We start from the raw sequence: 13,693 nt of genomic DNA, 5'->3' as shown, positions 1-13,693 counted from the left end.
ATGGCCACCGAAGAAACCCTCGTCCTCGTCAAGCCCGACGGCGTCGCCCGCGGCCTCACCGGCGCGATCCTCGCCCGCATCGAGGCGAAGGGCTACGCGCTCGTCGACATCCGCCTGGTCGAGCCCGACCGCGACCTGCTCGCGCAGCACTACGCCGAGCACGAGGGCAAGCCGTTCTACGAGCCGCTGCTGGAGTTCATGATGTCGGGCCCCTCCGTCGCGATCCGGCTCGCGGGCAACAGGGTCATCGAGGGGTTCCGCTCGCTCGCCGGCACCACCGACCCGACGACCGCCGCGCCCGGCACGATCCGCGGCGACTTCGGGCGCGACTGGGGCCTGAAGGTGCAGCAGAATCTGGTGCACGGTTCGGACAGCCCGGAGTCGGCCGCCCGGGAGCTGGGCATCTGGTTCGACTGACGACCACACGACGAAGCCCGTCCGCCGAGAAGGCGGACGGGCTTCGTCGTGCGTGCGGCCGGCTCAGAAGACCATGCCGATGACCTCGCCCAGCAGGTCGAGCCCGCGCAACTGCGCGAGCAGGATCACCACGGCGTAGGCCAGGACGGTCGCGAGCGGCACCCACGCCATGAGGCGGTTCGCGCGGGCCTGGGTCTTCTCGTTGCTCGTGAAGCTCCCGTTGCGGGTGAGGTGGAGCATGGTCGCGAAGAACGTGGGGATCGTGACAGACCAGGTGAGCATGCACCAGGGGCAGAGCACGCCGAGGTTGGGGGCGTACAGGCTCTGCCAGATCAGCCAGCAGACGAGCCCGAAGGCGAAGGTGATTCCGGCGCCGAACGTGAGCCAGAACCAGCGGGGGAAGCGGGCGCCGGCGAGCAGGGCGACGCCCATGAACAGCGGCGCCATCCAGCCGGCGATGCCGATGATCGGGTTCGGGAAGCCGAACACCTCGCCCTGCCACGAGCCGAGGTTCTTCCCGCACTGGATCATGACGCTCACGTTGCAGCTGAGGTCGGCGTCGGGGTTGGCGAGCTGGATGAACTTGTCCATCGTGAGCTGGAAGGCGGCGAACCACCCGATGACGGCCGCGACGATCAACCAGACGGCGTAGACGACGGGGCGGGTGCGCTGCTCGCTCATGTTCAGGATTATCTCAGCGAGTGCTATGGATGGGGCGAGAACGGCCCCGGGGAAAACGCGCCATCATCACCGATGCCGCGAACGGGGCCATGTGGTGCGATAATGACCTGTGATGCGATGAACGGCGCCGCCGCGACACGCATCGACGCAGACTTCGGGGCCCATGCCCCACGCGACCAGAGCCCAGAGCCGGTCGCACGCCGATTGAGTTCGCGGAACCCGCGGGTACCGCATGAGATTTCACGGAGCACCCGGTGCCCGTGCAGGGAGTACGCCAGAGATGGCCGATGAGAACAATGACCACAACCCCTCCGCTCTCGATCTCCCGGCTGGTGCCGCGGATCCGGTGACGGAGCCCACGGCTCCCGCGACCGACGACTCGCTCGTCGCGCCGCTCGCCGAGGACGACACGGCGGACATCGCCGCCGACGTCGCCGCAGACGAGCTCGCCGCCGACAACGCCGCCGCGGAAGACGCGGCCGCCGCCGCCGACGATGCCGCCGCTGCCGCGGTGGAAGACGCCGCCGCCGCTCAGGACGCCGCCGACGCGGTCTCCGACCGGGCCGACACCGCCTCGGCGTCCGGCGTTCCGGCCGACGAGGAGAGCGCGGCCGAGGCTCCTGCCGACGCGGACGCCGACGCCGCCGCTGACGCGCCGGCGAGCCAGGAGGCTGCCGGAGACGCTCCCGCCGAGGCCGCCCCCGCCGCCGATGTGCCCGCCGAGGACGCTCCCGCCACGGATGCGCCGTCCGAGCATGCTCCCGCCGCTGAGGCGCCGTCCGAGGAGGCTCCCGCCGCGGGCGAGCCCGCCGCCGAGGCGCGGTCCGAGGGCGAGCCCGCCGCCGAGGCGCCGTCCGAGGCCGCTCCCGCCGAGGCCGCTCCCGCCGCCGAGAAGACGGAGCCCGAGGCCCCGGCGCCCCTGACCGCCGTCTCCCTGGGCCTGCTGCCCGAGGTGTTCGTGTCGCAGGTGTCGACCCAGCTGCACTTCTACGCGCCCGAGGTCGTCCCGCTGCCGGCACGCCCCGGTCGCGACGAGCGTCCTGCCGAGCGCGACCAGGAGGAGTCGTCCTCCGGCCGCCGTGGCCGCCGCCGCCGCGGAGGTTCCGACGGCGACGAGCAGCGCGACGAGCCGCGTCAGCGCCAGCGCGTCGTGGAGTACATCACCGAGCCGAAGGCCATCAAGGGCTCGACGCGCCTGGAGGCCAAGAAGCAGCGCCGCCGTGACGGGCGCGACGCGGGTCGCCGTCGTCCGGTCGTCACCGAGGCGGAGTTCCTCGCGCGCCGCGAGTCGGTCGACCGCAAGATGGTCGTGCGCTCCAAGAACGGTCGCACGCAGATCGGCGTGCTGGAGGACGGCGTGCTCGTGGAGCACTACGTCGCCCGCAACCAGGACGCGTCGCTCATCGGCAACGTCTACCTCGGCCGTGTGCAGAACGTGCTCCCCAGCATGGAGGCCGCGTTCGTCGACATCGGCCGTGGTCGCAACGCCGTGCTGTACTCCGGCGAGGTGGACTGGGACGGCGTCGAGACCGGCAACCAGCCGCGCCGCATCGAGCTGGCCCTCAAGCCCGGCGACCGCGTGCTCGTCCAGGTCACGAAGGACCCGGTCGGCCACAAGGGCGCCCGCCTCACGAGCCAGATCTCGCTGCCCGGCCGCTACCTGGTGTACGTGCCCGGCGGGTCGATGAACGGCATCAGCCGCAAGCTGCCCGACAACGAGCGGGCGCGACTCAAGCGCATCCTCAAGGAGGTGCTGCCCGAGTCCTCCGGCGTGATCGTCCGCACGGCCGCGGAGGGTGCGACCGAGGAGCAGCTGACGCGCGATGTCCAGCGGCTCACGTCGCAGTGGGAGCACATCCAGAAGCAGGTGGAGAGCCAGCAGGCACCCGCGCTGCTGCACGCCGAGCCGGATCTGCTGGTCAAGATCGTCCGCGATGTCTTCAACGAGGACTTCACGAAGATGCTCATCCAGGGTGAGGACGCGCAGCGCACGATCCGCGCCTACCTGGAGAGCGTCGCGCCCGACCTGCTCGAGCGTGTCGAGTCCTACGAGGACGAGGTCGACCCCTTCGACGCGTTCCGGATCACCGAGCAGATCGAGAAGGCGCTCGACCGCAAGGTGTGGCTGCCGTCCGGTGGCTCGCTCGTGATCGACCGCACCGAGGCGATGACGGTCGTCGACGTCAACACCGGCAAGTTCGTCGGTTCGGGCGGCAACCTCGAGGAGACCGTCACCAAGAACAACCTCGAGGCGGCGGAGGAGATCGTCCGTCAGCTGCGGCTGCGCGACATCGGCGGCATCATCGTGGTCGACTTCATCGACATGGTGCTGGAGTCCAACCGCGACCTCGTGCTGCGGCGTCTGATCGAGTGCCTGAGCCGCGACCGCACGAAGCACCAGGTGGCCGAGGTCACGTCGCTGGGCCTCGTGCAGATGACCCGCAAGAAGCTGGGCCTCGGGCTGCTGGAGACCTTCAGCGAGGCGTGCGAGGTCTGCGCGGGTCGCGGCGTCATCGTGCACCACGACCCGGTGGTCAAGCACCGCGCCAACGGCGGCAACGGCGGAGGCGGAGGAAACGGCGGTCGCCGCCAGCGCGGCAACGGGAACGGCAATGGCAACGGCAACGGCAACGGCAACACCGCTCCGGTCGTGGCCGCGGTGACGCACAGCATCACGGAGGGCGCGAAGTCGGCGCTCGCCCAGATCGCCGCGTCGACCATCGCCCCCTCGGGTGACGCCCCCGCCGAGAGCGCACCGGCCGAGCAGGCCGCCGCGCCCGCCGCCGAGCGTCCGAAGAAGGCCCGCAAGAAGCGCGGGGCCGACCGCAAGGGCCCGAAGTCACCGGCTGAGGAGCTCCTCGACTCGGTGCTGGATGCGCTTCCCGAGCCGAAGGCACCGGGGCAGGGGCGTGGTCGCCGCCGGGTGACCACGGCCGCGCTCTCCGGCACGCCGGTGTCGGTGGCGGCGGAGAGCTCAGCGCAGCCGGTCGCGGCCGCGGACCCGGAGGCCTGACGCGATCAGGCGGCGCACCAGTTCCTTTCCCGGAACGTGCTGGGCGCCGCCGGCGATCAGCCGCGCCACCGCGTCCTCCGGGACGTCGTAGTGGTCCAGGTCGAACGCGCGCGCCGGGATGCCGTGCGCGCGGGCGAAGTCGTGCAGCTCGTCGAGGTCGGTGTCGCTGACCAGGTGCGCCCACAGGCGTCCGTGGGCCGGCCAGAGGGGGTCGTCGACGAGTACGGTCACCTCGCCAGCCTACGACCGGAGGCGCGACCGGTCTCACTTTGCGAGGGGCTCCGGCATCCGGTAAAGTAGTCCCTTGGTGCGCATGCCGCGTCGTCCTCGACGGCCGATGCGGAGAGTCTTGCATTCGCGCCCGTCGTACCAGCGACGCATGCAAGCAACAGTCTTCCCGTGAGATTCTCGGAGCCGCGTGCTCCCCAACGAAACAGGTATGAAGTGGTTTACGCAGTAGTGCGCGCCGGTGGCCGGCAGGAGAAGGTCGAGGTCGGCACCATCGTTCAGCTCGACCGTGTTCAGGCGGCCCAGGGCGAGAAGATCGAGCTGCCCGCTGTGCTGCTCGTCGACGGCGCCACGGTGACCACCGACGCCGACGCGCTGGCGAAGGTCAAGGTCACGGCCGAGGTCGTGGGCAACCTCCGCGGCCCGAAGATCGTCATCCAGAAGTACAAGAACAAGACCGGCTACAAGAAGCGTCAGGGCCACCGCCAGGAGCTCACGCGCGTCAAGATCACCGGCATCAAGTAAGACCGAGGAGACACAGGACATGGCACACAAAAAGGGCGCAAGCTCCACCCGCAACGGTCGTGACTCCAACGCTCAGCGACTCGGTGTGAAGCGCTTCGGCGGTCAGCAGGTCCTCGCCGGCGAGATCATCGTCCGCCAGCGCGGCACGCACTTCCACCCCGGCGTGAACGTCGGCCGTGGTGGCGACGACACGCTGTTCGCTCTGGCCGCCGGTGCGGTCGAGTTCGGCGCGAAGGGCGGCCGCAAGGTCGTCAACATCGTCGCTGCTGCTGAGTGATCACAGCACCACGCTAGACATCCGGTTCGGGGCGGGCTTCGGCTCGCCCCGTCCGCGTATCTGCCGTCCGTCTTCCCCCGCTACCCGAAGGACACGCACACATGGTCACGTTCGTCGACACCGTCACGCTGCACCTCCGTGCGGGTAAGGGCGGCAACGGCTGCGTCTCGGTGCACCGGGAGAAGTTCAAGCCCCTCGGCGGCCCCGACGGCGGCAACGGCGGCGACGGTGGCGACATCGTCCTGGTCGCCGATCCGCAGACGGGCACGCTGCTGTCGTACCACCACTCGCCGCACCGCTCCTCGGGCAACGGCGGGCCGGGCATGGGCGACCACCGGTCGGGCTTCGACGGCGAGTCCCTGGAGCTTCCGGTCCCGGTCGGCACGGTGGTCAAGTCGCCGTCCGGCGAGGTGCTCATCGACCTGATCGAGCCGGGGGAGCGCTTCGTCGTGGCCGCCGGCGGCCAGGGCGGCCTGGGCAACGCCGCCCTCGCGACACCCAAGCGCAAGGCCCCCGGTTTCGCCCTGCTCGGCACGCCCGGCTATGAGGGCGACGTCGTGCTCGAGCTGAAGACCGTCGCCGACGTCGCGCTGGTGGGCTACCCGTCCGCCGGCAAGTCGAGCCTGATCGGCGCCATCTCGGCCGCACGCCCGAAGATCGCGGACTACCCCTTCACCACGCTCCACCCGAACCTGGGCGTCGTGCAGGTGGAGGACTTCCGGTTCACGGTCGCCGACGTGCCGGGACTGATCGAGGGCGCGAGCGAGGGCAAGGGCCTCGGCCTGGAGTTCCTGCGTCACGTCGAGCGCTGCTCGGCCCTGCTGCACGTGCTCGACTGCGCCACGCTCGAGCCGGGCCGCGACCCGATCTCCGACCTCGACGTCATCCTCGCCGAGCTGGCCGCCTACGAGGTGCCGGAAGGCCAGACGCCGCTGCTGGAGCGCCCGCAGCTCGTCGCGCTCAACAAGGTGGACGTGCCGGAGGCGCGCGACCTCGCCGAGCTCGTTCGCCCCGATCTGGAGGCGCGCGGCTTCCGCGTGTTCGAGATCTCGACGGTGTCGCACGAGGGTCTTCGCCCGCTCACGTTCGCGTTGGGCGAGCTGGTGGAGAAGCACCGCGCCGAGAACATCGCGGCGGAGAAGCCGCGTGAGCGCGTGGTCATCCGGCCGCGGGGCTCGAAGAAGGACTTCTCGATCCGCGTCGAGGGCGGCACCTACGGCAACGTGTACCGCATCCTCGGCGAGAAGCCGGTGCGCTGGGTGCAGCAGACCGACTTCCAGAACGAGGAGGCCGTGGGCTACCTGGCCGACCGCCTCGAGAAGCTGGGTGTCGAAGACGAGCTGTTCCGCCTCGGTGCCGTGCAGGGCTCGACGGTCGTGATCGGCGAGGGCGACAGCATCGTGTTCGACTGGGAGCCCACCATGAGCTCGGCCGCGGAGCTCATGACCGCGCCGCGTGGCACCGACCCGCGCCTGGCGCCGAACTCCCGCCGCACCACGTCCGAGCGCCGCGAGCAGTACTACGAGCGGATGGACGCCAAGGCGCAGGCGCGCGCGGAGCTGGAGGCCGAGCGCCTCGCCACCGCCCGCGAGGGCGACGAGTGACCGCACGCACGCGCGCCGACCTCGCGTCGGCGTCGCGCATCGTCGTGAAGGTCGGTTCGTCGTCCATCAGCGGCGAGTCGTCCTGGCGCATCCCGGTGATCGTGGAGGCCCTGGCCGCCGCGCACGCCAGGGGAGCCGAGGTGGTCCTGGTGTCGTCCGGCGCGATCGCCTCTGGCATCCCGTTCCTCCGGCTCGACGCCCGCCCGACCGATCTGGCGACGCAGCAGGCCGCCGCGGCGGTGGGCCAGAACATCCTCGTGTACCGCTACCAGGAGGCCCTGCGCCCGTTCGACATCGTCGCCGGGCAGGTGCTGCTCACCACGGGTGACCTGGAGAACCCGACGTCGCGGTCGAATGCCCGTCGGGCCATGGAGCGGCTGCTGGGTCTGCGCACCCTGCCGATCGTGAACGAGAACGACACCGTGGCGACGCAGGAGATCCGCTTCGGCGACAACGACCGCCTCGGCGCGCTCGTGGCACAGCTGATCGAGGCCGACGCGCTGATCCTGCTGAGCGACATCGAGTCGCTCTACACCAAGCCGCCGACCGACCCGGGTGCCGAGCCGATCGACGTCGTGGCCCCCGACGCCGACCTGTCCGGACTGGAGTTCGGATCGACGGTCGTGAACAGCGTCGGTACCGGGGGAGCCGCCACCAAGGTCTCGGCGGCACGTCTCGCTGCAGCCTCGGGGATCGGCGTGCTGGTGACCAGCGCCGACCTGGTCGACCGGGCCCTCACGGGCGACGACATCGGGACCTGGTTCGAACCGGCGACCTCCTAGACTGGGCGGATGACCGACCCGACCCCCCAGGCGCGCCTGGAGCGCGCGAAGGAGGCCTCCCGCGCCACGGCCGGCCTCACCAGCGACGACAAGGCGCGCGCTCTCGAGGCGATCGCCCTGGCTCTGGAGGAGAACGCGCCGCGGATCATCGAGGCGAATGGGCGCGACATCGCCCGCGGCCGCGAGGACGGCATCGGCGACTCGCTGATCGATCGCCTGCGGCTCGACGAGCGCCGGGTCTCCGCGCTGGCCGCGGCGGTGCGCGAGGTGGCGGCGCTGCCCGACCCGGTCGGTCGCGTGGTCGGCGGTCACCGCATGCCCAACGGTGTCGCGCTGGAGCAGGTGCGGGTGCCGTTCGGCGTGGTCGGTGCGATCTACGAGGCCCGGCCGAACGTGACGGTCGACATCGCCGCCCTCGCCCTGCGGTCCGGCAACGCCGTGGTGCTGCGCGGGGGCAGTGCCGCGCGCGACTCGAACACCGTGCTGGTGGAGGTCATGCGTGGCGCTCTGGAGGGGGCCGGGGTCACCCCGGAGGCGATCCAGACGGTCGACGACTTCGGTCGCGAGGGCGCGAAGGCCCTCATGCACGGTCGCGGTCTGATCGACGTGCTCGTTCCCCGCGGCAGTGCCGGCCTGATCGAGACGGTCGTGACGGAGTCGACCGTGCCGGTGATCGAGACCGGCGCCGGCAACGTGCACATCGTGCTCGACGAGAGCGCGCCAGACGACTGGGCGCGCGACATCGTGGTGAACGCCAAGGTGCAGCGTCCGAGCGTGTGCAACGCGGTGGAGACCGTGCTCGTGCACCGGCAGGCCGCGCCGCGGCTGATCCCCCTCGTCGCGAGCGCGCTCATGAGCGAGGGTGTGGCGATCCACGGCGACGACATCGTCGCGGGGCTGGTCGCCACCGTGATCCCGGCGACCGAGGAGGACTGGGCGACCGAGTACCTGAGCCTGGACATCGCGATGAAGGTGGTCGACTCGCTCGACGATGCGCTCGACCACATCCGCCGCTACAGCACGGGTCACACCGAGTCGATCATCACGACCGACACCCGCAACGCCGAGCGGTTCCTGGCCGAGGTGGACTCCGCGGTGGTCATGGTGAACGCGTCGACGCGCTTCACCGACGGCGGGGAGTTCGGATTCGGCGCCGAGGTCGGCATCTCGACGCAGAAGCTGCACGCCCGCGGGCCGATGGGACTGTCCGAGCTGACCAGCACGAAGTGGCTCGCGCGTGGGGCGGGTCAGACGCGCGGCTGAGGGCTAGACTGGGGGACGCTGCATCCCCGACACCCGAGACAGCACGCCACGAAACGGAGCAAGGATGAACCTCGTCGCACAGATCGCGATGGCCGCCGCAGAGACCGAGCACCACGGCAACGTCGCGCTCGACACCCTGATCTTCGGAGTCATCGCCGCGATCGTGTTCGCCGCTCTCGGGTTCGTCACGCTGTCGTACAAGAACGTGGCGAACCGTCACTCGGCGAAGGCGGAGGCCTGGGCGGCGAAGCACGGCAAGGACGGCCACGAGGCGGGACACGGCCACTAGGCCTTTCATGAGCACTGCGACCACGCGCGCACCGCGCATCGGCGTGATGGGCGGCACCTTCGACCCGATCCATCACGGCCACCTGGTCGCCGCCAGCGAGGTCGCGCACTCCTTCGATCTCGACGAGGTGGTCTTCGTTCCCACCGGACGGCCGTGGCAGAAGGCGGAGGTCACGCCCAGTGAGCACCGCTATCTCATGACCGTCATCGCGACCGCGTCGAACCCCCGGTTCACGGTGAGCCGGGTCGACATCGATCGCGCCGGCCCCACCTACACGATCGACACGCTCCGCGATCTCAAGGCTCAGCGGCCCGACGCGGAGCTGTTCTTCATCAGCGGCGCCGACGCCGTGGCGCAAATTCTCAGTTGGAGAGACCATGATGAACTGTGGGAACTGGCCCACTTCGTCGCGGTCTCCCGCCCAGGACACGTTCTGAGCATCGACGGCCTCCCGAGCGACGACGTCAGCCAGCTGGAGGTGCCGGCGCTGTCGATCTCGTCGACGGACTGCCGAGAGCGAGTCCGCGACGATCAACCGGTCTGGTACCTCGTCCCCGACGGCGTCGTCCAGTACATCGCGAAGCACCATCTGTATCGGAGCAAGGAATGAGCACATCGGATCAGCGAGGTCCGCTCACGCGGAAGCAGCTGCGGGAGATCCGGTTGACTGGATCCACCCCGGTCATCACGGAGGAGCAGGCCGAGGCCGCTGCGGAGGCGGCGAACGCGACTCCGCCGGCGGCCCCGCTTCCCCGCGCGGCCGAGCCCGCCCCGGTGGCGCCGGCCCCGGTGGCCGACTCCGCGGTCGACCTCGGTGCCGCACCGCTCACCCGTCGCCAGGCGCGTGAGCAGGAGAAGATCAAGACCGCATCCGTGCCGGTCGTGGGAGCCGAGGCGACCGAGGACGACCGCGACGCCGCCCCCCGCGCAGAGGAGTCGGACGACGACTCGTCGATCGTCTCGGGCATCCCCGACTTCTCCTCGCCATCGGCCCCGGTGGTCGACGAGGTCGACGACGACGACGACGTCGACGACGAGGTGTCGATCGAGCCGGTGAGCGCCGCCGACGCCGTCGAGTCCGCCGGGAGCGTGCCGCTCGCCGAGCCGGCGGAACCGGAACCGGTCGACGTGGCCGAGCTGCTCGGCGTCCCCGACGCCGCGGAGGCCGACGAGGTCGAGACCGGGTCGACGGACGAGCGCGACGACCTGCTCGCCGATCAGGACGACGACCGCGGCGAGGTCGCCGACGGCGAGCGTCCCACCGTGAGCCCCGCGTTCGGCGAGGGCGTGCTGGCCGCCGAGGAGCCGGCGAAGCCCGCGTCGTTCCGGCCGTCCTTCGACGAGCTGCTCACGTCCAACGACTCGGGCGGCTCGCACCGCTCGCCCAACGCGCTGATCTTCACGCCCTCGCCCGGGGAGGGGTCGCTGTCCGGGCCCGTCGCGTCGACGGGGGAGATCCTCATCACGGGTTCCTACGAGCTGCCGAAGGGCATCGGCTCGCAGGGCCACGCACACGGCACCGCCGACGGCAAGGATGTCGACGCCGTCCTCATCGACGGGGAGCTGCCTCCGGCGTCCTCGCCCACCCCCATCGCTGCCAGCTCGGCTGTCAGCACCATCAAGCCCGCCGGCGAGGTCATCCGTCCGCCCGCGCCCGAGAAGGGCAATCGGCTGATGCTGATCCTGGCGATCGTCGCCGGTGGCCTCGCTCTCGCGCTGGGTGTGGCACTGGTCGTCGCCTTCACCACGAATGTGTTCTGATGCAATCACCTGAAACCGCCGAAGAGATGCTGCGCATCGCCGCCGAAGCCGCCGTCGCGAAGGGCGGGGAAGACCTGGTGGCGCTCAACGTCTCCGAGCCTCTTCCGCTCGTCGACATCTTCCTGCTCGTCACGGGCAACAGCGAGCGCAACGTCGCCGCGATCGCCGACGAGATCGAGGACCGCCTGGTCGAGTCCGGCCACAAGCGCGTGCGCCGCGAGGGCCGCGCGGAGGCGCGGTGGGTGCTGCTCGACTTCGGCGACCTGATCGTGCACGTCTTCCATCAGGAGGAGCGCGTCTACTACGGGCTCGAGCGCCTGTGGAAGGACTGCCCCGTGATCCCGCTCGACGTCGTCGAGACCGCTGCAGACGCGGGCTGAGGTGGCCACCCATCTGGTGACCGGCGCTGGTTCCGGTATCGGCGCCGTCCTCGCCCGTCGCCTCCTCGAGCGCGGCGACCACGTGGTCGTGCTGGCGCGCGACGCGGGGAGGGCGCGGCAGATCTCCGACGAGCTCCCCGGTGCCACGGCGATCGTGGGCGACCTCGCGCAGCCGGGGCGGCTCTCGTGGGCGCTGTCGAAGCAGAGCCTGCCCGACCGCCTCGACGGTCTCGTGCACGCCGCCGGTGTCGTGGACCTCGGTGCCGTGGGCGAGCTCACACCCGCCCTGTGGGAGCAGCAGCTCGCCGTCAACCTGGTCGCGCCCGCGGAGCTGACGCGCCTGCTGCTGCCGGTGCTGCGGGTGTCGCGCGGGCACGTGGTGTTCGTCAACTCCGGGGCCGGGCTCCGGGCGAACCCGGAGTGGTCCGCCTATGCGGCATCGAAGCACGGCCTGCGGGCCCTCGCCGACGCGCTGCGTGCGGAGGAGGCGGAGCACGGCGTGCGCGTGACCTCGATCTACCCCGGCCGCACGGCCACGCCGATGCAGGAGCGGGTGCACCGACAGGAAGGGGCGGAGTACGACGCGTCGCGCTTCATCACCCCGGACGCGGTGGCGACCACGATCCTCACGGCGCTCGACCTTCCGCGTGACGCCCACCTCACCGACCTGACCGTCCGTCCCGCCGGCTGAGCCGCGGCGCTCAGGCCGACAGCCGCGTGCGTCGCTGGAGCATGCCCCGCTCGGCGCGCGTCTGCGGCGGGATGGCCGACAGCAGCGCCTGCGTGTACGGGTGCGCGGGGTGCCGGTAGACCTCCTCCGTGTCGCCGACCTCGACCATGTCGCCGAGGTACATCACGGCGACGCGGTCGGCGATGTGCCGCACGAGGGACAGGTCGTGCGCGATGAACACGATCGACATGCCCAGACGCTCGCGCAGCTCGCACAGCAGGTCGATGATCTGCGCGCGGATGGAGACGTCGAGCGCCGACACCGGCTCGTCGCACACCAGGACATCGGGGTCGAGCGCGAGGGCACGGGCGATGCCGATCCGCTGTCGCTGTCCGCCGGAGAACTGGTGCGGGAAGCGCGAGGCCATGTCGGGGTCGAGGCCGACCAGTTCGAGCAGCTCGGAGACCCGCTCGCGGCGTGACGCCGGGGTGCCGGTGCGGGTGGCGGCGAGCGGCTCGGCGATGATCTGCTGCACGGTCATGCGCGGGTTCAGCGACATGTACGGGTCTTGGAACACCATCTGCACGCCGCGGCGCAGAACCTTGCGGTCGCGCAGCCGACCCCGCGTCACGTCCTGGTCCCGGTAGCGCAGTGTGCCGGCGTCGGGGGAGTCGAGGCCGACGAGCATGCGCGCCAGGGTGGACTTGCCGCTGCCGGACTCGCCGACGATCGCGAGGATCTCGCCGCTGCGCAGGGAGAGGTCGACGCCGCCGACGGCCGTGACGCGGTGTGCGCGTCGTCCGCTCCCGGAGCGGAACGTGCGCTCGAGTCCTCGTCCCTCCAGGATCGGCGCGGAGCCGTCATCGTCCGCCGCGGCGCTCACGTCCTGCGGCATCGAGTCGAGCAGCTGCAGCGTGTACGGATCCCGGGGTGCGGTGAGCACGTCGTCCGCCGGACCGGACTCCACGATGCGCCCGGTGCGCATCACGGCGACCCGGTCGGCGACCTCCATCACGACGCCGAGGTCGTGGGTGATCAGGAGGACGCCCATGCCGAGGCGGTCGCGCAGCGACAGCAGCAGGTCGAGGATCTGCGCCTGCACCGTGACGTCGAGGGCGGTGGTCGGCTCGTCGGCGATGATCAGGTCGGGGTCGAGCGCGATGGCCATCGCGATCAGGATGCGCTGCCGCTGTCCGCCGGAGAACTGGTGCGGGTAGTCGCGGACGCGCTTCTCCGGGCTGGGGATGCCGACCAGGGTGAGCAGTTCGACGGCGCGCGCCTCGGCTTCGCGACGACCGACGGGCGTGTGCGCGCGGATCAGGTCGATGATCTGGTCGCCGATGCTGAGCACGGGGTTGAGTGCGGAGAGAGCGTCCTGCATCACGAGGCTCACCCGGACGCCGCGCAGGCGCCGATGCTGCTCCGGCGTGACGGTGAGCAGGTCGGTGTCGCCGAGGGAGAGGGTCGCGGCCTCCACGGTGCCGTTGTCGATGAGGCCCATGATCGCGCGCGCCGTCATCGACTTGCCGGAGCCGGACTCGCCGAGCAGGGCGAACACCTCGCCGCGGTGCACGGTGAGGTCGATGCCGTCGACCACGCGCTGGGGTCCGCGCGAGCCGTCGAGGGTCACGGTGAGGCCGCGGACGTCGAGGACGACGGTGTTCTCGGGGACGGATGTGTTCTCCATGGATGACATCATGCCAGCATCCTGGCGCTGAATTGTTTCGAACAGGAAACATCTCGGCCGAAAATCATCACAACAGTTGACTTTCGCGCCGGAATCGTCGAGATTCGAGGAAATCT

At 70.8% G+C, this 13,693-nt stretch carries 15 protein-coding genes; 12 read left to right on the top strand and 3 right to left on the bottom strand.

Features of this window, described 5'->3' with window-relative positions:
• On the top strand, positions 1–417 hold the full coding sequence (gene ndk / locus ACFWCH_RS15625; RefSeq protein WP_136034032.1) for a nucleoside-diphosphate kinase: 417 nt from the start codon (positions 1–3) through the stop codon (positions 415–417).
• A 63-nt stretch (positions 418–480) separates the two neighbouring features.
• Here the strand turns inward: ndk and ACFWCH_RS15620 are convergent, their stop codons facing one another.
• Entirely contained in the window at positions 481–1,098 is a 618-nt protein-coding gene (locus ACFWCH_RS15620; protein ID WP_136034030.1) for a vitamin K epoxide reductase family protein, read from the bottom strand.
• 280 nt (positions 1,099–1,378) lie between these two features.
• On the opposite strand from ACFWCH_RS15620, the gene ACFWCH_RS15615 reads away from it, so the two are divergent.
• Entirely contained in the window at positions 1,379–4,111 is a 2,733-nt protein-coding gene (locus ACFWCH_RS15615; protein WP_378803778.1) for an Rne/Rng family ribonuclease, read from the top strand.
• On the opposite strand, the gene ACFWCH_RS15610 is transcribed toward ACFWCH_RS15615, so the two are convergent.
• Positions 4,073–4,342, bottom strand: coding sequence for a DUF4031 domain-containing protein (locus tag ACFWCH_RS15610; protein WP_136030663.1), 270 nt, complete (start codon positions 4,340–4,342; stop codon positions 4,073–4,075). The two genes, ACFWCH_RS15615 and ACFWCH_RS15610, sit on opposite strands and share 39 nt — an antisense overlap.
• A 213-nt stretch (positions 4,343–4,555) precedes the next feature.
• Between ACFWCH_RS15610 and rplU the strand changes: the two genes are divergently transcribed.
• The 10 genes from rplU (at position 4,556) to ACFWCH_RS15560 (ending at position 11,911) form a co-directional block, all read left to right on the top strand.
• The gene (gene rplU / locus ACFWCH_RS15605) at positions 4,556–4,864 is read left to right on the top strand and encodes a 50S ribosomal protein L21 (RefSeq protein ID WP_168387232.1); all 309 of its coding nucleotides are present in this window, start codon (positions 4,556–4,558) and stop codon (positions 4,862–4,864) included.
• A 19-nt stretch (positions 4,865–4,883) separates the two neighbouring features.
• Entirely contained in the window at positions 4,884–5,141 is a 258-nt protein-coding gene (gene rpmA, locus ACFWCH_RS15600; protein WP_017202370.1) for a 50S ribosomal protein L27, read from the top strand.
• Between the two features lie 101 nt (positions 5,142–5,242).
• Positions 5,243–6,745 carry a GTPase ObgE gene (gene obgE, locus ACFWCH_RS15595; protein ID WP_136030664.1) on the top strand — a complete coding sequence of 501 codons (1,503 nt, stop codon included), beginning with the start codon at positions 5,243–5,245 and terminating at the stop codon, positions 6,743–6,745.
• Entirely contained in the window at positions 6,742–7,527 is a 786-nt protein-coding gene (gene proB, locus ACFWCH_RS15590) for a glutamate 5-kinase (protein ID WP_136030666.1), read from the top strand. Before obgE ends, proB begins: the two co-directional genes overlap by 4 nt.
• Positions 7,528–7,536: 9 nt before the next feature.
• Positions 7,537–8,790, top strand: coding sequence for a glutamate-5-semialdehyde dehydrogenase (locus ACFWCH_RS15585; RefSeq protein WP_136035385.1), 1,254 nt, complete (start codon positions 7,537–7,539; stop codon positions 8,788–8,790).
• A gap of 64 nt (positions 8,791–8,854) precedes the next feature.
• Complete coding sequence (locus ACFWCH_RS15580; protein WP_136030670.1) at positions 8,855–9,079, top strand: hypothetical protein; 225 nt, start codon at positions 8,855–8,857, stop codon at positions 9,077–9,079.
• Positions 9,080–9,086: 7 nt separating this feature from the next.
• A complete protein-coding gene (nadD, locus tag ACFWCH_RS15575) occupies positions 9,087–9,689 on the top strand; it encodes a nicotinate-nucleotide adenylyltransferase (protein ID WP_136035386.1) in 603 nt (200 codons plus the stop codon).
• A complete protein-coding gene (locus ACFWCH_RS15570; RefSeq protein WP_378803777.1) occupies positions 9,686–10,840 on the top strand; it encodes a hypothetical protein in 1,155 nt (384 codons plus the stop codon). The genes nadD and ACFWCH_RS15570 overlap by 4 nt, the downstream gene beginning before the upstream one ends.
• Positions 10,840–11,220 (top strand): ribosome silencing factor, encoded by a 381-nt coding sequence (rsfS, locus tag ACFWCH_RS15565; protein WP_136030675.1) that lies wholly within the window; start codon positions 10,840–10,842, stop codon positions 11,218–11,220. Before ACFWCH_RS15570 ends, rsfS begins: the two co-directional genes overlap by 1 nt.
• Before the next feature lies 1 nt (position 11,221).
• Entirely contained in the window at positions 11,222–11,911 is a 690-nt protein-coding gene (locus ACFWCH_RS15560; protein ID WP_136030677.1) for an SDR family oxidoreductase, read from the top strand.
• Positions 11,912–11,921: 10 nt separating this feature from the next.
• On the opposite strand, the gene ACFWCH_RS15555 is transcribed toward ACFWCH_RS15560, so the two are convergent.
• Positions 11,922–13,589 (bottom strand): dipeptide ABC transporter ATP-binding protein, encoded by a 1,668-nt coding sequence (locus tag ACFWCH_RS15555; RefSeq protein WP_378803776.1) that lies wholly within the window; start codon positions 13,587–13,589, stop codon positions 11,922–11,924.
• Positions 13,590–13,693 lie beyond the last annotated feature (104 nt).

Source organism: Microbacterium sp. NPDC060132 (genome assembly GCF_042729675.1).
In the GTDB taxonomy this organism is placed as follows: domain Bacteria; phylum Actinomycetota; class Actinomycetes; order Actinomycetales; family Microbacteriaceae; genus Microbacterium; species Microbacterium sufflavum.
The sequence above is the reverse complement of the archived record's forward strand: the minus strand, read 5'-3'. Positions and strand labels throughout refer to the sequence as shown.